The following is an 18,380-nucleotide window of genomic DNA, read 5'->3' on the forward strand; positions in this document are numbered from 1 at the left end:
GAAATCTATTCTATTTCATTGCTGTTAGTAATTGCTTGTAAAAATTCAGGACTGTATTCGGCTTTATCCCAATTACTAGCAGCTTTGACTTGTTGTGTAGTTAAATTTTGTGCATTTGTAAAGTTTGTATTTGTCAAGTCAGCACAACTAAAATCTGTGTGATTACAATTGGCGCCTTTAAATCTGGCATAATTAAGCGTTGCACTACAGAGAGTTGCGCCACTGAAGTTGACTTCATAGCAACTTGCAGCGTAGAGGTTTGCACTTCTGAGGTCTGTATAAGTAAGTTTGGCGTGGTTAAGTTTAGCGTTGCTTAGATTTGCATTGCTTAGATTTGCGTTGCTTAGATTTGCGTTACTTAAATTGGCACCATCAAGATTTGCGTTGCTTAGGTTTGCGTTACTTAGATTTGCATTACTTAAATCTGTAGAACTAAGGTTGGCGCCACTTAGGTCTGCAAAACTCAGGTTGGCATCACTGAAATTTACATCACTTAGGTTTGCACTACGAAATTGTACACTACTAAGGTTTACATTACTAAGCTGGGCGCCGCTAAGTTGTGCATTATTAAGAAAGTATCCCAGTGTGTCTAAAAAAGTATGTGCATCAATACTATTGCTATAGCTGATTATACAAAAGAATAAATCATCTTCAAAATAATCACTATCTTTTTGTCCACAAGGATAAAAAATAATTTTATCCTTTAAAGCATCTTGTACTTGAGCATAACGATATAATTCTGAAAGCAGAATCATCACATTTAGCCCAGTATATATATCTATTTCTCTCAGTCCAGAGAAACTTAGCGCTTTTGTGTGTAATATTTTATTTTGAGGAAAGTTTTGGGGATAAGCATTGATAAACCTTCCTTTACACCAGTAAGTATAAAAGTGTTTTAAGCGTTTAAATAATGTATCTATTAAATTTATCTGATTACAATCATAATCAAGCAAAGCTATTAAATATTCAACAATTTCTGGTGTGAGACCGGAGTAATACAATAAATCATAAACCTCCTCTGTTAGCTGGTTATCAGTAATCAGAGGTTGTTGGTCTTTACTGAACAGGTTGACTTGCGTCCATTTCCTCAAACTTTCAGCTAACCTTTTGGCATATAAAAATTCGCTAAAGCTTTTATGAACAAATTTTATATATCCTGCGTTTGTTTCAGAATCTGGAATAAGTTGCAGGTTATATACTATAGCATTATCTAAAAAATTTTCACTTAGGCGCCATCCAGCTTTATCTAATTTTTTATTTATGGCACTACCTTTCAAACGTTCCTCAATCATTGTAATTGAAACTATTTCCCTACCAGATTGGATAGCACATAATCCAGCTTCGGTTAAAATACGTCGCAAGTCGTTAATATTCAATTTGTTACTAAGGCTATAATTATTTTCTTGAACTTGTATTAATACTGAATTTAAGATAGTCTGATAAATCAAGATTTTGGCACGAACACTGCTACTAACTCCTTCAAACATCTTGGAAACTAATTTTCCATCCCGATGCATTACTGCCAAAAGATGTAATGATAGTGGTTCTCGTGACAACTTCCATATGTGTGGACAGTTTTCTAGTTGTAAAAAATCTTTAAACGCTTTAGCTTTGTCTTGCCCGACTAATTTACCCCATTTATTTAGCCATTGCTCTTGAAGACGGTTATCCATCAAAGCAATTTCTACCCGTTCTAAATTATTGGGCATAAATTCTTCGATACTATGCAAAGCTGATTTTTTACCTGTAATTAAAAATCTGTGTCCAAGATTCGTGCGTGTTTGACACTCTTCTTGATAGTTTCCTATTTCTCTAATAAACTTTTCAATACTTCCAGAATTTTTTCCTTTCAAACGCAATTCATCAAAACCATCTAATATAAACAAAAATCTTGTATGACAATTAGTTAACCAATCATCGTGATGTTGAACAAAATCTTCTTTAATAGCCATGCGGAGAATATTCTCAACATCAATATCAAAAGTATCAATATCTTGTAGTCGAATTAATATAGGTGTATAAATAGGATGCAAATGTTCTTGTAACCAACTCGCAAACATTTTACAGAAGACAGTTTTTCCTCGTCCTGACTCAGCTTGAATAAATATTACTTGGTTATTTCTGTTTGGGTCTGTAAGCTGTTCAAAAACCCAGGTATTTAAATCAACTGATTGTACATGTTCCTTTTTTTTGCCATTGGAATTGAGCAGATGACATTTAAGTGGTATGTAGATATCAGGAATTTTTACTTTATCAAAAACTTGCCACGAGTCGCCATCACCAGTACAGATATGTTCAGTTAGGTAAGATTCAATACTCTCAAATTTTTTATTTATTTTGCTTTCCTGTGCTGCTATTATGTATAGCTTGGCTTGCGCGGCAAAATTCTCTTGCTCATCGCATAACAGTGATTTAACAAGTTTTTGAGTTTCCCAAGTTACCCATCCTGTTATAATAGAAAGAATATATATATCGAGTTTGGTTTGCTCAAGATAAATTGACAGTAGATTAGTTAGTGCGCTTCCTAATGGCGATTCTGAAAAGTTTGTTAGAGCTTCTTGAATTAACTCATGATTATAATTAATTCGTTCTATTTTAGTAACTGCGTTTTTAATTTTATCTTGCCACTGCTTAATTTCATGCTGAGTTTCTTCTCTTAGCTGATTAGATTCTTTACATATATCTGGGTAATTATTTAAATTTTTATATTTATAAAATAATTCTTGGTATGAAACCATTTCACTAATTTTTACTTTCAACCAATCATTCTTTTGAACTAAAGCTTCAAAACTTTCTAAGTAAGCCAAAGTAAAGGCAATTTCTACCCATTCTGCGATGTCAAGTTGCTTTCGTATTTTGTTCTGATAAAGTTTTAACCCTTTTTTTGTTAATCCAACAAAAGATAGTCTTGCTGTAACTGGATTTATAGAAGAATTTAGCCAACCTAAAGCAACCGCTAACTCAAAGCTAGCTTTTGACAATTGTGCTTCAGATTCAAAAACATTTCCTGATTTATCAAGTAATTTTTTAAGCTGCTTAATTTTCGTCATAGCTTAGTTCTTCCTCTGCAACAAATAAACACAACAGCGAATGCCATCTCATGAATGCAAGGTTGAAACTTATTGTTTTATAAAATTTAAAATATCTATTTTACTAATAAGAATCTACTATAGTATGTATCATTAACCAGGCAGCTTCTCAAGTATACTTGCACACTATTTTTATTAGAAATTAGCAAATTTATTACTGCTGTGATTGCAAAAATACTTATGCAATTCTTTTATATACAAGAGTCAGAAATTCTTTGTAAAAATGATGTTTATTTTAAAACTTTATTCTTGTTGAGAGCCAATCTGGCACTGAATCTAAACCAATGCGCCTTAGAGGTTGTTTGAAAAGTGTCCGTGAATGTCATGCTGAGGAACGTTAACGCAGTTTTCCCGCAGGGTAGCATCTCAGTATATGTTCAAAACCCTAGATTCTAGCCTGCGGCAAATGCTCCGCATTACGTTCCGTAAGACTCCACTCGCTTGGGACAATTTATACCTGAGCCGACTTTTCAAACATCCTCTTAAAGTGGTACAGTAAATTGACTGTAATATAAATCAAGATGTGATTAATTTAATTTTTCAGGTATCAAAACTTGAAACCCCCCAGAGGTAGAATTACCTTAATGCTCTTGTGTTGTATAAGTTATGGGTTAGGCGAAGTTTAATAGCAATCAATTGCCACGCACGGAGAAATATTTTATGCTCGTTGTTCATCATCTCAACAACTCAAGGTCACAGCGTGTGCTATGGCTGCTCGAAGAATTAGGCATCGAATACGAAATTAAATACTACGAGCGTGATGCACAAACTATGCTGGCGCCTGCTTCACTACGCCAAGTTCATCCACTCGGTAAGTCCCCAGTAATTACAGACGGAGATATTACAGTCGCTGAGTCGGGTGCAATAACCGAATATATAGTAAATCATTACAGTAATGGTAAATTAATTCCGGCGCCTGATACTCCAGAACGTCTACGTTATACCTATTGGCTACATTATGCTGAAGGCTCTGCAATGCCACCACTGCTTATCAACCTAGTTTTGAGCCGTTTTGGACTAGGAGATAGTGATGCAATAGGCGCCTTTGTTGCACCTCAAATCAAGCTTCATTATGACTTTATAGAAAGCGAACTTCAAAAAAGTACATGGTTTGCAGGCGAGGAATTTACTGCTGCTGATATTCAAATGAGTTTTCCTCTCGAACTGCTAGATGCCCAACTCAAACAAATAGAAAACCGACCAAAAATTAAAGAGTTTGTCAAGCGTATTCATGCACGACCCGCTTATAAACGCGCGCTTGAGCGTGGAGGCCAATATGACTTTGCCAACAATATTTCATAAATAACTAAAAAATTTAAAGTTCTCTTTTGGACAATCCACTGAATTGTATAGTATTAATTTTTTGTAGAGACGTTACATGTAACGTCTTTACATGTAACTGAAACATCATACAATTAATAATAATTTATTGGTGACTATAAATGCTTTGGCTAATTATCATCATTACATTAGTTGCGTTGGTAGGTGTAGGCGCCGCGTTTCAGAAAATTTTTACGCTTCGTGAATATCAGCAATTTAACGCGCCAGGAAAGTTAGTTGATATTGATGGTTATCACTTGCATTATCAAGTAATGGGTAAGGGAAGTCCAACAGTAGTTGTCGAAAGTGGTCAAGGAGCAACTAGTTTAGATTGGCAATTAGTCCAATCTGAAGTAGCAAAGTTTACTAAAATATTGACTTATGACCGTGCTGGTTACGGATGGAGTGATTTAAGTACCAAACCTCGTACTAGCGCACAAATTGTTGATGAACTAAGGCAGTTATTAAAACAAGCAGAAATTAAGCCACCATATATTTTGGTTGGTATGTCTTTTGGAGGATTGCCAGTTCGTTTGTTTGCTTACGAATATCCTGAAGAAGTCGCTGGAATGGTTTTGGTTGACGTGACTCATGAAATGCTTTATGAGCGATTTCCTCCTGCAATGGTGACACTAAATGAGCAATTTGACTGGTTAGCAATAAATATTTTACCCGTTGCTGCTCGCCTTGGTTTACTACGCTTACTTGTATTATTAGATTATTTACCCTTGGCGCCTGGTTTATTTAAAAAGTTTCCTGTCTCCTCTCAAGCACAAGCAAAAGTAGTTTACGCTCAAACTAAGTTTTGGCGTGCTTTTTAGTCAAGAGTCTGCTGGATTTAATACTACTATAATGCAAGTTCAACAGGCACGAGCCGCAAAACCTTTTCCTGCAATTCCTTTAGTAGTAATAAGTGCAGGAAAACAAGATTTTGGAGTCTCGCAAGAAGTTATGCAAATTCAACAAGAATTACTTGTAGACTTAGCAAATCAATCTCCATATGGAGTTCACATTGTCTCTGAAAAAAGTGGGCATCTCATACAGCTAGATGACCCAGAGCTAGTTGTTAATGCAATTCGTCAGGTTGTTGATGAAGCTCGTTGTAAAGGCGCCGGACGTTATGACCAAAGCTTCAATAATTATAATATTCAAGAAAAACTTCTTTAGATGTATCCATTTTAAATTGGCTAGATAGACTGAATTTTTCTAAAAACCAGTTGAGATAACCTCTGAATATTAGTCGAGCGTTGCAAATCGTAATTAACTCTATAACACTATCACTTTCAAATGTCAAGTATTTTGGGACTGTAACTTTACGAAATTCAATACCGTTGCACATTAGTTCGCTCTCTGCTTCAATCAGTGTTAAACCATTCCAAATTATCCAAGGGTCAATTGCTTTCGACCCTACACTAGGTAAATCAATATTATAAGTGAGATGATTAGGCACCCAACAAATTTCGGACAAAACTTGACCTCTAAATGAGAATTGAATATTTCCGTAAAATAATTCTAAATGCTCTGTACAGTATTGATACTCAAAAGTTGGTTCTCCAAGTAATGCACGAACCTGAGTAAAATTCATTCCTAAGCTAACTGCTCCAAAAAAGCCGTTACTAAATAGATTTTTAAGATAAATTAAATTGTCCTGATTCATTCTCTCTTACTCATTACGTTAAAAATGTAGTATTTTCTTTCAGCCAATCTTCTAACTGCAACATTTTTATCACTCCATCTAGTACATTTTGATGAGTAACTTTCTTTTCTATAAACCATCCTGTCCAATAAACTATACAACTAGCTTGCTGTAATCGCCATGTTAATGTTAGCTCCTCTATTTCTAATTGTGAAAGAGAAAGGTGTTTAGCATACCCTGCGCTAAAAGCTTCTATTCTCTCCTTCTTAGGAACTTGCTTTGGTGGACGAGTAAAATGGTCTAATGCTGCAACATAGTCTAGTAATCTTAAGTCGTAAGTTGCAAACTCGAAGTCTAAAATTCCAACTACTCGATTTTCAGAGATTAAAACATTAGGACAAAGATAATCAGCATGGGTAGTTTGAATTGGAAGTGTTTTATATAAATCCGGCGCCACTTCAATTAATTCTGTTAAACTTTTAATAATCCGCTGTTTTTGTGAGTACTCTAATCCAAGTATTCGCGGTACTTCTAACGGTGCTACTAAATGATGAATATTCTCAAGATTGCCCCATGTTGGTAATTGAGACAATTTACTATAAGTATCAAATTTTGCTAATGCATTATGTAATTCTCCTAATGCTGAACCTGCGGCGCCAATATGAAGAATATTTTCACATTCGGCAGTTTGACCAGAAATAAAAGGAAGTAAAGCCACACGTAGTATTTTATCATTTTTATTAATTGTGATTAATGTTTCACCTGAGTTACTTGGTACAGGAGTTGGGACAGCAAACGACAAGTGACATGATTGTAGATGCTCTAATAATAAGTGTTCGTAATTAATTTGTGCAGTTGTTGTAGTGTCATCGTATATCTTGAAAACAAATTTACCTTGAACTGGCGCCTCTACAAAAAAAGTTGTGTTGACTGTACCCTGGTTTGTTGGTTTAACAGTTGGATTATCAAGAGACCAAGGTAAAAGTATTTCAGTTATATCTTGCTCTGATAGTTGTAAGTTTTTAATATTTGACATATTAGTATAAATAATAACTCTATTTACTGAGCTTCACTTATATTAAATACTGAGAATATTTATTTGACTATACACGTGGTATTATAAATTGTAGATGTGTATTATGAGTGTGTATTAAAATATGTATCATCGATTGAACATTACGTTACCGGATAAAACATTAAAAATGCTTAACCAGTTTGCACCCAAGGGAGATAGAAGTAGCTTTATTGACGAAGCCATCCAAAATTACATTGCCCAGATACAGAAACAAAGGCTTAGAGAACAATTAAAAGAAGGCGCTATTCGTCATGCAGAACGAGACCTTGGTATAACGGATGATTGGTTTGCTCTTGAGGAAGAATCATGGCAGCAAAACGTACAGTAACTCATCCGAAGCGTGGAGAAATATACTTAGTTAGCTTTGACCCTACTATTGGTGCCGAAATTCAGAAGACTCGTCCAGCATTAGTGTTACAAAATAATGTTTCTAATGAGTATAGCCCAATTACTATTGTAGCTGCGATTTCTTCTAAGTTTGACGAAACGCTTTATCCTACCGAAGTTTTGATTCAACCACCAGAGGGTGGAATGACGGTAAATTCTGTTGTATTATTAAATCAAATTCGTTCGATTGATAAACAAAGGTTGATTAGAAAGCTGGGAGAACTTACTTTTGCATCAATGGAACGTGTGAATGAAGCTATTCAAATTAGTTTGGGTTTAACTGAGATTGAATGAATATTAACAACTTTTAGCCCACCAAAAAGTTGTGATCTGTATTATTCAAGTTTTCCTTAAGTAAACTCCATTTTCGTTTTTCTCCATTATCCCAACTGCTTTATCTATATAATTATCAACAACAAATTTGCTTTTTGCTGCAATTGAGAGAAAAAAAAGCATGTGACAACTTGACAATGAAGCCACAAAAGCTTCTTCTGGGTCGATGCAAGCAGGATTAGAATATGGAACAGGAACGACATGCGGTGAAGCAGATGCAGCAATTTCAATTCCACCATCAAATCTCCAAGTGTGTTCTCGACTGTATTTGTTGTCGGTAAACTTTGCTTGACTGCGCTTCCATTCAACAATTGCAATATGTTCAGACATTTTTACCTACCTTGATTGCTAAATCTACCCCTGGCGGTAGATGCTTGATAAGTTAATAATATTACTGATATAATAAATAATTATTTATTGGATGCTTCCTTATATTAATGTAGGTGGGTAATGGCGCCATTACAAAAAATATGCAAACACAGCAACTAAAGGCAGCCACTCTAGATGAGATTGTGATTACGGAGGAGTTGTCCCATAGAGCGACTCGTCTGCCTAATTTACATTCAGAAAATCAAGCACTACATGCTCTGGCACGGCAACTTGTTAAAAAGCCTGAAATAATGCTTCAAAATTTAGTTGAGCTTGCTTTAGATTTGTGTCAAGCAGGAAGCGCAGGAGTTAGTTTACTTGAACAAACACCCAGCAATGAACAAGTTTTTCGTTGGGTCGCGTTAGCAGGAGCGTTAGCAGCTAATAAAGGTGGTACGGCGCCCTGTCATTTTAGTCCATGTGGAATTTGTCTTTCACGCGGCGCCGCTCAACTTTTTTCTTACCCACATCGATACTTTACTTATTTTGAAGAAGCTAAACCGCAAATTGTCGAAACCTTAGTTTTACCTCTTTTCGCTAGTGATGACCAAGCACTTGGCACAATTTGGATTGTGTCCCATAACGAGCAGCGAAAGTTTGACCTAGAAGATGTACGGGTAATGATGAGCCTAGCAGATTTTACGGCTGCCAGCTTGTTACAAAAACGAACATTAGAATTGCTTACTACTAATAATGTGTTGCAAGCTGAAATTACTGAGCGCAAACGGGTAGAAGCAGCGTTGCGCGAATCGGAAGAAAAATATCGTAGGCTGTTTAATTCGATGGGTGAAGCCTTTGCGCTGTGCGAACTTATTTTAGAGGACAGCAAACCCTTTGATGTGCGGATACTCGAAGTTAATCCTGCTCATGAGACAATGACTGGACTTACAGCAGAGAAAACAATTGGAAAAACCATCCGCAATCTGATTCCAGAGATTGAGGATTGGTGGTTTGAAATATACGGACGAGTGGTAATTGGTGGCGAGACGGTTCGATTTGAAAACTTTGTTCCGGGTTTAAATCGCTGGTTTGATATTTACGCTTATAAAATTGAAGAAGACAACGACAGAAAGTTCGCGCTGATTTACAGTGATATAACTGGGCGTAAACAATCACTTGTAGAACTGCAACAATCTGAGGAACGCTATCGAACGCTGTTTGAGTCTATTGACGAAGGCTTTTGCGTTATCGAAATGCTTTTTGATGAAAATAACAAGCCCTTTGATTATCTTTTTTTGGAAGTTAACCCAGCATTCGAGAAACAAACGGGACTTAGAGAGGCGCCTGGTAAAACAGCGCGTCAACTCGTTCCAAATCTTGAAGAACATTGGTTTGAAATTTATGGTAAAATTGCGATGACGGGCGAACCCCTTCGTTTTGAAAATGGCGCCGAAGAAATAAACCGTTGGTTTGATGTTTATGCTTTCCGCGTTGGACAGGAGTCGAGCCGAAAAGTTGCTCTAATTTTTAAAGATATTAGTGAAGCAAAGCGTATTGAAGCCGAACGAGAAAAAATTCTGCAAAGAGAACAAACTGCACGGGAAACTGCTGAACACGCAAACCAAATTAAAGATGAGTTTTTGGCGGTGTTGTCGCATGAGTTACGGTCGCCGCTTAACCCGATTTTAGGATGGACGACATTATTACGCAGTGGCAAGTTAAACGAAGCAAAAACAGTTGAAGCACTTGCTACGATTGAGCGCAATGCCCGACTGCAAACTCAGTTAATCGATGACTTGCTCGATATTTGCCGCATTATGCGCGGCAAACTCACCCTTTCGCCGGCGCCTGTAAATTTATCTTCTGTGATTTCAGCGGCACTCGAAACCGTTCGCTTGTCAGCAGAAGCGAAAGCAATTCAAATTGAAGTTATTGAAACTAATGCTCCACAAGTTTACGGCAATGCGGGTCGCTTGCAACAAGTAATATGGAATTTGTTATCAAACGCAGTCAAATTTACACAAACTGGGGGAAAAGTCGAGATCTGCCTTACACAAGCAAACGATTTAGCCCAAATTAAAATTACCGATACGGGTAAAGGAATTAACCCTGAATTTTTACCATACGTATTCGAGCATTTCCGTCAAGAAGATTCTGCCATTACACGCAAGTTTGGTGGGTTAGGACTTGGGTTAGCAATTGCCCGTCAAATTACTGAGTTACATGGTGGTAGAATTTGGGTTGAGAGTTTGGGTGAAAACAAAGGCGCCATATTTACGGTTGAACTACCTTTGTTAAACACAGTTGATACTAATAATAAAGAAACAATAGATTTAAATATCCCTTTATCTTCTCTTCCTCTAACCAACAAAAAGATTTTGGTTGTTGACGATGAAGCAGATTCACGCGACATCGTAGCCTTTGCAATGGAACAAGCAGGAGCAGAAGTAATTGCCGTTTCTTCAGCATTTGCCGCTTTACAAATCCTCTCCACCATACCATTTGACATTTTAATTAGTGATATTGGAATGCCAGAGATGAATGGATATGCATTAATGCGCCAAATTCGCCAGCTTCCAACTTTTCAAGGAGGAAAAATTCCGGCAATCGCACTAACTGCCTACGCTGGAGAATATGACCAGCAACTAGCTTTAAGTGCTGGTTTTGAACAGCACCTTTCCAAACCTATTGACCCTATTAAGCTCGTTCAATGCATCATAAAAATGCTTGACTCTAATAACTAATAAAATAATACAAGTAATTTCTTTGCCTTTTGGTAGTTAATTTAATTACCCAGCATCAGCAATAACTTGTCCTATTTCTTGAACTGTTGCACCTGTTGCCAATATCGCACGTATTAATAATTCAATCGAAACTGAAGCATCAGCATTTTCAGCATTAGCAACACGAGGCTGGCTAGACTGAATTTTCTCAGCTAGCTCTGATTGTGTCATAATTTTTTGCCGCCTTTGCTTTAAATTACGGCTCAGAGCTAATTTAATTTCAACTAAAGCATTTTCTTCAGGTGTAAGTCCTAAAAACTCTTCAACACCACCAACTTTCCAACCTTTTGCTTCTAAGCGTTCTTTTTTCTTTTCATCCATAAAATTAATCCTGTGTGTTACTATCGTATTTACTAAGTCGTTTTTGACATTTCTCGATTACATTATCGGGTGTTGATCTAGTAGTTTTATTAAAGACTTCAATAACAAAATCGCATCATCATCAATCCGATAGATAATTCGCCAATTTTGATCAGCATCCCTAACTCTTAATTCATGACAATGCGCTCCAATACTTGGCATCGGTCTTGAGTGTGGCATTCCTAGATTTTCACCTTGCTGTAATCGTCTTAGTAGTACACCTACTTCAATACGTGCATCTTGGCTAAATGGGGGAGTTTTGATTTCACCATGCAACCATACTAAAGGTTTATCATTTCCATCCATAGCAACATTTATATCATATCTGATATATTAACTCAATAGTCGAATAATAACCAGTTGTCCGCTATGTGATTTCGCTTAACAAAATTTAATAATTGCTGTTGTGTCTGTCCAACCATAAGCAACTTCAGTGAGCATAGCTCCACCCCTTTCAAGCTGCTTTGAATAAATTTGTTTTCCTCCAAGTTTTTCATAAAATCGACATGCAGGATTATTTTCTAACACCCAAACTAGCATTGAATTGATATTTGCCTGACTAAGTTTAAGAGCTACATTTTGAACCAAACGGCAACCAATCCCCTTTCGTTGACTGTTTTGTAAAATATAAATGGCTTTTAACTCACCTTTATATATAGAGTCCCCTGAGCGCTCTAGTCCTCCATTAGCAAAGCCAATTACTTCTCCTAATTCATTTTCTGCAACATATATAAAATCCCCATTCTCTGGTGCGCTATTAAGAATTTGATACCAACCGCTTTCTCTCTTCTCATATAAAAGAGTTGCTAAATACTCATCTGGAATAATACCTCGATAAGTTGTTCGCCAAGTATCTACGTGAATTTGTGCAATTGCAGGCACATCGTTAAAAGTAATCTCTCGTATAATCATGAGCTATTTTATGATTAAAGATTATTTTATAAATTATCAGGAAGGGGTCAGATGATAAATATACTCATCACTAGAAACTCCTTTAAAAAAATCTGCATCTTTTCGTGTCTCGATACGTATAAATCCCAAACGTTCCAGCAATCGAAATGATGCTAAATTGCGTGTGTCTACTTCGGCTATTATTTCAGTAATATTATAATCTCTCCATAAAATAGATAGTAAAAACTTACATGCTTCATATGCATACCCCTGCTTCCAAAATTGAGGCGCCAACACATACGCAATCTTTGCAACTCCTGGTAGTACAGTTGCTTCGATATAACCAGCGTAAGCTTTATACTCTTTAATATAAACCACCCAGTTTAACCAAGCTTCAGTACCATCTGGTGATAGACGTGTTTCTAATTTCTGATAGCGTTGCTCTAATACTTCGAGTGAAGCAGGCGCCAATGTAGGAATATATTCATAAATACGCTCATCTTGAAGTAAATAATACATATTTACTGCATGAGATAGTTTCAATGGTTCGAGAAGCAAGCGTTGTGTTTCTAATATGGTTTCTGTATTGATAAGTTTCATTTTGACGCTTCGCGCCTGCGTGCATAAAGTTGGATAATTATTGCAAAGGTTAAAACAGCAATGCCTGTTCCCCAAGCTGTAATACTTGTTGGTAGGTTATTCTTGAAAATTGCAAGCAACACCACCAAACCAAGCAATATGGTAGGCACTTCATTTAGGCGCCGCATTTGTAAACTGGTAATAGAACAAGTCTCCATCTCCAACTTACCAATTAACCATCCATAGTAAAAATGAAAAGCTATTAACAAAGCCACAAATAAAAGCTTTACATGAAGCCATGTTTGCTTTAATACATCTGGTTCAGTAGAAATAATCCCAATCGCCATCGCAATTGTAAATAACATTGCTGGCATCATAATTAGATTGTAGAGCAGCTTTTCTATACGGCTGTACTCTTGTTTAAGTGCAGTTTTGACAGGCTCTTGTCTTTCAAAGGCTTCAATATGGTATATAAAAAGACGCGGTAAATAGAATAAGCCAGCAAACCACGCAACAAAACCAATTATGTGAAATGACTTAAACCAGAGGTATGCCATAACTTGCTCAGTGGGAGTTATATCTAGACATTAAAAAAAAATAGTAACTAAAGTAAAGTAGCTACCATTTGGTAACTAACTAACAAAAAGAAACTATTAGGCATTTTATGACTGAGCCAAAATGTTGCCCCCTAGAAATACTTTTAAGCCAACTTGCTGGACAATGGACGCTGTACATTTTATGGGTTCTGTACACAAACGGTTCTTTGCGTTTTGGCGAACTAAGACGTAAAGTTGACGGGATATCAACAAAGGTTCTTACAGATAGACTGCGAATGCTCGAAGAAATTGGTATGCTTCACCGTCACCATGAACCAACAATTCCACCGCAAGTAACCTATACCTTGACAGAACGCGCAAATGAGTTATCAGGAGCGCTAGATAATCTCTATGAAATAGCTGTGCGTTGGTATGGTAATAGCAGTCAGATAACTTGACTATTAATGGCGCCGATTTTAATGAAGCAATTGTTACAATTATTATTATAATACAGGGCAAAAACGTTAATGTTGGATTACGCCCAGTATATCCAGCCTAATGCTGCCATTGCTTTACAGGCATCTTACTTGCAGGTTACAAGTAAGGCGCCTGTTTAAGTTTAAAGTTGAGGTTTGGTTAATTTTTATGCATCTGCTCTAAAATTTCCAAACCCTTGTCTATTTTGGGCTGGTTAATAAGCTGCCGACATTTGCGACCAGCTTCGACAGCTTGATGCATTAAAGCGTGCCCTTCCTTATATTTACCTTGTTGAATAAGCTCGTTGGCTTGCTTACTTAAGTCTCTAGCCTGTTTCGACAACGTTTTTATTTCAGTTCTATCCATCTTCTTGCTCCGAAATTACAGAACTTATGGCTTCTGCTCGTTCAAATACTTGTTCAGCTTGTGCCCCAAGTAGACTAGCATCCGCATCTTCTCCATTTTCTATTGCTTTATCAGATGCAAGGTACAAATCTTCAACTATTTTCTGAAGATTTATATACGCTTGAAGCAATGCATTTTTGGTCGTTTGGTTCATCGGCACTCCTGTACTACACTTGTGTTTCTACACTTGCCGCCCTTCTTAACGCTCTTCTATTACTCTCGCTAGATAAAAATTAAAACCCTTGTTTTTCCGTACTTGGTCAAAAATCAGAATTTTTAGCCTCGACGTGGAAACAAGATTTAGAATCAAGGATTTAAGACAGATTCAAGGTTAGCATATTATTTTTCTCTCGCCAGATACATAAAAGGGCGTTAATAGTGATGAGTTGTCTTGTGTAACCGTACATTGGGAAGAGGGTTTATTTTTACTACATCCCAATGTTATCACATATGCATCCCATTCACGAGACTAAATATCGAGATTACAATACAGTTGTTATCCCAGAGGTTAAATTGATAGTCTTAAAATGTGATATGGGAAAAAGCTTATGAAAGAAACTAGAATCAATGTACGCATTTCTCCTGAAAAGAAAGATGCGCTTGTTAGAAAAGCAGAGCTAGAAGGTAAAGGCATCACAGACGTAATACTTAACCTGATAGACGATTATTTGGGCGATGGTAGCAATGTACGAGTTGTTGACCTTGCAAAACGTATAGAAGCATTGGAGAAGAAGGTGGGGGAATCAGTAGCCTAAGAAGCGAAAACGAGTTTCTTAGGCACGAAAATAAATCTCTCAATCTTTTTAAAAAGCAACTTGAACAACTTCTTCAAGAGTCATATGTTGACCTGCCAACTAGCCAGACTGGGGGGTTTTGATTTGAATTTGACTTAGTGGGATAATAATGTGCGAGTTTTTGGGATGATAAAGAATAATTTTGTCATCCCAAAACTCAAAGGAAGTATCGGGAGTGCTAGATAATCTCTATGAAATAGCTATGCGTTGGTATGGTAGTGGCAGTCAGATAGCTTGACTATTAATGGCGCCGAGTTTATAAAGTTATTATGATAATGATTATTGTTATAGTAAAGTTTTATGGAACTTGCTCCACCTCACTTACCTAGAAAAACAAGCCTTGCGATTATTGGGGCTGGTCCTCATGCGTTAACATTTGTTACCCATTTGCTGCAAAAGCGCGCAAAAATGCGTTCTAAATTTACAGTGTTTGACCCCAGTGGCAGATGGATGAGTCGATGGCGCCAGCAATTTGCAGCATTAGAAATACCTCATTTGCGTTCCGCAGCGGTTCACCATCCAGACCCGAATGCTTTCGGATTGCGAAAATTCGCTGAGTCCCGTTCGAGTGAACTTTTTGCTCCTTATGATTTACCAGGAACTAAGCTATTTGATGATTTTTGTACTGATGTTATTTCTCGGTGGGATTTAAATAATCAAGTACACCAGAATGCAGTAACTCAGATTATTCCAGGTGTTAACTGCTTTCGTATACACTTACAAGACGGGCAATCAATTACTGCAAAGCGAGTAGTACTTGCAACTGGTGGCGCCAAATTGCAAATACCTGATTGGGTAAAACAGATTAAATCAGGGTATCCACAAAATAAGCTTTGCCATTCAACAAGTGTAGATTTGCGTTCAAAACACCTTGCTGGAGAAAAGGTATTAATTATTGGTGGTGGTCTAACTAGCGGACACTTAGCAGTTGGCGCCATTTCCAGAGGTGCAAAAGTCCACCTAATGATTAAAAGACAACTACAAGAAAAGTTATTTGATGCTGAACCAGGTTGGCTCGGACCAAAGTATCTCAAAGGATTTTTTGCTTGTTCAGATTATAAAGAGCGCTCCAAAATGATTCAGCAAGCACGAAATGGTGGTTCGATAACACCAGAAATAGGTATGCAACTACGGCGCCTAGTACGTAATGGTAATCTCAAAATTGATGAAAATTGCCAAGTGGTAAAAGCTGAGTGGTTAGGAAATAGTTGGTTGATTAAATGCAGTGATGATAGTACACACGAGTTTAGCCAGATTTGGTTATCTACTGGTAGCCAATTTGATGTTACAACTGAACCATTACTTAAAGATGTTTTAGCAGCTTATCCAATGAACATAGTTAATGGTTTACCTGTGCTAGAAGAAAATTTACGATGGCATGGTTGTGATTTATTTATCATGGGAGGATTAGCTGCTTTACAAGTTGGCCCTACCGCACGAAATTTATCAGGCGCCCGAATGGCATCTGATAAAATTGTACCAGCTATTATTAATTAATATTCAGCGCTTAGTGTAATAATTGTGGTCGGAGAAACTGCCGACAAAATCTTATCCAGGAACAGCAGGTACCTCTTGGAGCAAGTCGGGTTCATTGTTTATAAATGTAATTTGCAATGTCCCTACTAGCTCTCTTACAGCATAATTAAGTTTTATTAAACTGTTTTTACTAAAATTACAAAAGCTACTCCTTGTAACTTAGCCTCAAAGATGTTAACAGGATGAAAACCAGCTTTAGACCAAACCCGAAGCGCGCGTTGATTAAATGCTGCTATCGTGACTCGATACATAGGAGGGTCAAATTCTTTACAAGCAAAATTTAAAACTGCTTCTACATAGTCAATACCTCTACCTTTTCCGATTAAATCTGGGCAAACACCCATTCCAATATCTAACGCAGGTACGTTGTAATCACCTCCGTTTACCTGCCCATCTTCCCCAAAACTACAAAAACCCGCAAATTCTTGTTCTTCAAAAATACCGTAGAAGTGATTGCTCGAATCTAGAAAATATTGAACGTTTTTTTCAATTTCGGTAGGATTAAAATTGTAGAAATCAAGCGGTGTCTCATAACGCCACGTAGCACATGCACGTGCGTTAGCTTCATTCAAAGGCAGAATACTCAAGGGCATAAACTTTAATTAAAAATCGTAATTTTTGTGGTTGGATATTACAACTATATTTATAATATATTTTTAATTTATTTATTATTAACTTAATTTTTGACATGTCAGAAAATAAAACTGTTCTATACACTTTATCACGTTCTAAATTTCTACGCTTAGGGTTTCTGTTTATTTTTTGTGAGTTTGTTGTTGCTAACTGTAGCATTGTGAAGGCAATAAGTCAGTCTCAGCCTACACTCAAAGCTAGCCGATTCAAGACACTATCTAAAGGTTTTAATTTAGAGCATTGGCAGCGAAATGAGCTAAATGACGGGCATTATACAGAAGCAACTTTATTGCAGTATAAAAGCTTGGGTTTAACTTATACTAGGCTACCAGTTGTTTTATCTAAGTTTTTAGATGATAGTAATCCAAGTGTTTTGAAAAAAGATTTTCTTGTGGCTTTAGATGCAATTATTCAAATGCACGTTAAAACGGGATTAGGAATTATTTTATCTCCTTTCAATCATCCTCCTGAATTACATACTGACCCTGCTGTACTTGCAAAATATGTATCTTTCTTCAAAGCTTTTGCTACTCATCTTCGTAACACAAACCCAGAAAAAGTTTTTTTAGAAGTAATGAACGAACCTTTGGCAGATACACCTGAAATTTGGAATAAAATTCAGCCTAAATTAATTGCAGCTATTCGTTCAGGCGCCCCAAATCATACAATTATTGCTAGTTCAAACATGAAAGTCAGCGCTAACGACTGGAGTAATGTTCGAGCGATGCCAAAGACTCAAGTTTTCAAAGACAAAAATGTAGTATATAATTTTCATCTTTATGACCCGTTTGTTTTTACCCATCAAGGAGCAAGCTGGGGGTGGCGTGCTTCGCAATACATGAAAAATATTCCTTACCCTTCAACTCCTCAATTAGTCGCACCTTTGCTTGCACAAATTCAAGATTCTGAAGCAAAATCCGCAGTAGAAAGATATGGTCAGGAAAAATGGAATAAAGCTAAGTTACTTCGCGAATTGGCGCCAATAGCGGCATGGGCAAAAAATAATAGAGTGAATGTAACATGTAATGAAATTGGAGCTATACCTTGGACAACTCCTAGAGATTCAATGCTTCGCTATTTAAAAGATGTTAGAGAAGCTTTAGAAACATATGGAATTCCTTGGGGGCACTGGTTTACATTAGATATAAATGATAAAGAAGTTATGCAAGCAGTTGGGTTGAAAGTTTTATGATATTTGGAACGGGCAGGGATGCCCATTCCACAAGAGGCCATTCCA

The 18,380-nt window shown here is 36.8% G+C and carries 22 protein-coding genes; 10 read left to right on the forward strand and 12 right to left on the reverse strand.

Annotated features, from left to right (window positions below; translation table 11 throughout):
• Positions 1-5 precede the first annotated feature (5 nt).
• On the reverse strand, positions 6-3,050 hold the full coding sequence (locus DSM106972_RS42550) for a pentapeptide repeat-containing protein (RefSeq protein ID WP_127086376.1): 3,045 nt from the start codon (positions 3,048-3,050) through the stop codon (positions 6-8).
• A 699-nt stretch (positions 3,051-3,749) separates the two neighbouring features.
• On the opposite strand from DSM106972_RS42550, the gene DSM106972_RS42555 reads away from it, so the two are divergent.
• From DSM106972_RS42555 to DSM106972_RS42565, 3 genes are all read left to right on the forward strand, one after another.
• Complete coding sequence (locus tag DSM106972_RS42555; protein WP_127086377.1) at positions 3,750-4,391, forward strand: glutathione S-transferase family protein; 642 nt, start codon at positions 3,750-3,752, stop codon at positions 4,389-4,391.
• 140 nt (positions 4,392-4,531) lie between these two features.
• Positions 4,532-5,230 (forward strand): alpha/beta fold hydrolase, encoded by a 699-nt coding sequence (locus tag DSM106972_RS42560; protein WP_127086378.1) that lies wholly within the window; start codon positions 4,532-4,534, stop codon positions 5,228-5,230.
• 31 nt (positions 5,231-5,261) lie between these two features.
• A complete protein-coding gene (locus DSM106972_RS42565; RefSeq protein WP_127086379.1) occupies positions 5,262-5,576 on the forward strand; it encodes an alpha/beta fold hydrolase family protein in 315 nt (104 codons plus the stop codon).
• Here the strand turns inward: DSM106972_RS42565 and DSM106972_RS42570 are convergent.
• Together DSM106972_RS42570 and DSM106972_RS51815 are read right to left on the reverse strand one after the other, a co-directional pair.
• Positions 5,542-6,066 (reverse strand): hypothetical protein, encoded by a 525-nt coding sequence (locus tag DSM106972_RS42570; RefSeq protein ID WP_127086380.1) that lies wholly within the window; start codon positions 6,064-6,066, stop codon positions 5,542-5,544. The two genes, DSM106972_RS42565 and DSM106972_RS42570, sit on opposite strands and share 35 nt — an antisense overlap.
• Before the next feature lie 13 nt (positions 6,067-6,079).
• A complete protein-coding gene (locus tag DSM106972_RS51815) occupies positions 6,080-7,081 on the reverse strand; it encodes a phosphotransferase (protein ID WP_158632966.1) in 1,002 nt (333 codons plus the stop codon).
• A 166-nt stretch (positions 7,082-7,247) separates the two neighbouring features.
• Here DSM106972_RS51815 and DSM106972_RS42580 point away from each other — a divergent pair, with 166 nt between their 5' ends.
• Both DSM106972_RS42580 and DSM106972_RS42585 read left to right on the forward strand, forming a co-directional pair.
• Positions 7,248-7,448 (forward strand): hypothetical protein, encoded by a 201-nt coding sequence (locus tag DSM106972_RS42580; RefSeq protein WP_233787135.1) that lies wholly within the window; start codon positions 7,248-7,250, stop codon positions 7,446-7,448.
• Positions 7,427-7,801 (forward strand): type II toxin-antitoxin system PemK/MazF family toxin, encoded by a 375-nt coding sequence (locus DSM106972_RS42585; protein WP_127086382.1) that lies wholly within the window; start codon positions 7,427-7,429, stop codon positions 7,799-7,801. The genes DSM106972_RS42580 and DSM106972_RS42585 overlap by 22 nt, the downstream gene beginning before the upstream one ends.
• Before the next feature lie 45 nt (positions 7,802-7,846).
• Here the strand turns inward: DSM106972_RS42585 and DSM106972_RS42590 are convergent, their stop codons facing one another.
• Positions 7,847-8,170, reverse strand: coding sequence for an OsmC family protein (locus tag DSM106972_RS42590; protein ID WP_201800856.1), 324 nt, complete (start codon positions 8,168-8,170; stop codon positions 7,847-7,849).
• Positions 8,171-8,310: 140 nt separating this feature from the next.
• Here DSM106972_RS42590 and DSM106972_RS42595 point away from each other — a divergent pair, with 140 nt between their 5' ends.
• Positions 8,311-10,893, forward strand: a complete 2,583-nt coding sequence (locus DSM106972_RS42595) for an ATP-binding protein (protein WP_127086383.1) — start codon at positions 8,311-8,313, stop codon at positions 10,891-10,893.
• Positions 10,894-10,938: 45 nt separating this feature from the next.
• Here DSM106972_RS42595 and relB read toward each other — a convergent pair whose 3' ends face one another.
• From relB to hemJ, 5 genes are all read right to left on the reverse strand, one after another.
• Positions 10,939-11,253, reverse strand: coding sequence for a type II toxin-antitoxin system RelB family anti-toxin (gene relB / locus DSM106972_RS42600; RefSeq protein WP_127086384.1), 315 nt, complete (start codon positions 11,251-11,253; stop codon positions 10,939-10,941).
• 57 nt (positions 11,254-11,310) lie between these two features.
• On the reverse strand, positions 11,311-11,598 hold the full coding sequence (locus DSM106972_RS42605) for a type II toxin-antitoxin system RelE/ParE family toxin (protein WP_233787136.1): 288 nt from the start codon (positions 11,596-11,598) through the stop codon (positions 11,311-11,313).
• Positions 11,599-11,673: 75 nt separating this feature from the next.
• Positions 11,674-12,204, reverse strand: coding sequence for a GNAT family N-acetyltransferase (locus DSM106972_RS42610; RefSeq protein WP_127086385.1), 531 nt, complete (start codon positions 12,202-12,204; stop codon positions 11,674-11,676).
• Positions 12,205-12,240: 36 nt separating this feature from the next.
• Positions 12,241-12,783, reverse strand: a complete 543-nt coding sequence (locus DSM106972_RS42615; protein WP_127086386.1) for a GNAT family N-acetyltransferase — start codon at positions 12,781-12,783, stop codon at positions 12,241-12,243.
• Entirely contained in the window at positions 12,780-13,319 is a 540-nt protein-coding gene (hemJ, locus tag DSM106972_RS42620) for a protoporphyrinogen oxidase HemJ (protein WP_127086387.1), read from the reverse strand. Before hemJ ends, DSM106972_RS42615 begins: the two co-directional genes overlap by 4 nt.
• Positions 13,320-13,426: 107 nt before the next feature.
• Between hemJ and DSM106972_RS42625 the strand changes: the two genes are divergently transcribed.
• Entirely contained in the window at positions 13,427-13,756 is a 330-nt protein-coding gene (locus DSM106972_RS42625; RefSeq protein WP_127086388.1) for a winged helix-turn-helix transcriptional regulator, read from the forward strand.
• 178 nt (positions 13,757-13,934) lie between these two features.
• On the opposite strand, the gene DSM106972_RS42630 is transcribed toward DSM106972_RS42625, so the two are convergent.
• Both DSM106972_RS42630 and DSM106972_RS42635 read right to left on the reverse strand, forming a co-directional pair.
• Entirely contained in the window at positions 13,935-14,141 is a 207-nt protein-coding gene (locus DSM106972_RS42630; protein ID WP_019491496.1) for a hypothetical protein, read from the reverse strand.
• A complete protein-coding gene (locus tag DSM106972_RS42635) occupies positions 14,134-14,334 on the reverse strand; it encodes a hypothetical protein (protein WP_127086389.1) in 201 nt (66 codons plus the stop codon). Before DSM106972_RS42635 ends, DSM106972_RS42630 begins: the two co-directional genes overlap by 8 nt.
• A gap of 394 nt (positions 14,335-14,728) precedes the next feature.
• Here DSM106972_RS42635 and DSM106972_RS42640 point away from each other — a divergent pair, with 394 nt between their 5' ends.
• Positions 14,729-14,935 carry a type II toxin -antitoxin system TacA 1-like antitoxin gene (locus DSM106972_RS42640; RefSeq protein WP_127086390.1) on the forward strand — a complete coding sequence of 69 codons (207 nt, stop codon included), beginning with the start codon at positions 14,729-14,731 and terminating at the stop codon, positions 14,933-14,935.
• A gap of 339 nt (positions 14,936-15,274) precedes the next feature.
• On the forward strand, positions 15,275-16,471 hold the full coding sequence (locus DSM106972_RS42645) for an FAD/NAD(P)-binding protein (RefSeq protein WP_127086391.1): 1,197 nt from the start codon (positions 15,275-15,277) through the stop codon (positions 16,469-16,471).
• A 155-nt stretch (positions 16,472-16,626) separates the two neighbouring features.
• Here the strand turns inward: DSM106972_RS42645 and DSM106972_RS42650 are convergent, their stop codons facing one another.
• On the reverse strand, positions 16,627-17,103 hold the full coding sequence (locus DSM106972_RS42650; RefSeq protein WP_127086392.1) for a GNAT family N-acetyltransferase: 477 nt from the start codon (positions 17,101-17,103) through the stop codon (positions 16,627-16,629).
• Positions 17,104-17,198: 95 nt separating this feature from the next.
• On the opposite strand from DSM106972_RS42650, the gene DSM106972_RS42655 reads away from it, so the two are divergent.
• Positions 17,199-18,335 carry a glycoside hydrolase family 5 protein gene (locus tag DSM106972_RS42655; protein WP_127086393.1) on the forward strand — a complete coding sequence of 379 codons (1,137 nt, stop codon included), beginning with the start codon at positions 17,199-17,201 and terminating at the stop codon, positions 18,333-18,335.
• Positions 18,336-18,380 lie beyond the last annotated feature (45 nt).

This window comes from Dulcicalothrix desertica PCC 7102 (assembly GCF_003991905.1).
GTDB lineage: Bacteria > Cyanobacteriota > Cyanobacteriia > Cyanobacteriales > Nostocaceae > Dulcicalothrix > Dulcicalothrix desertica.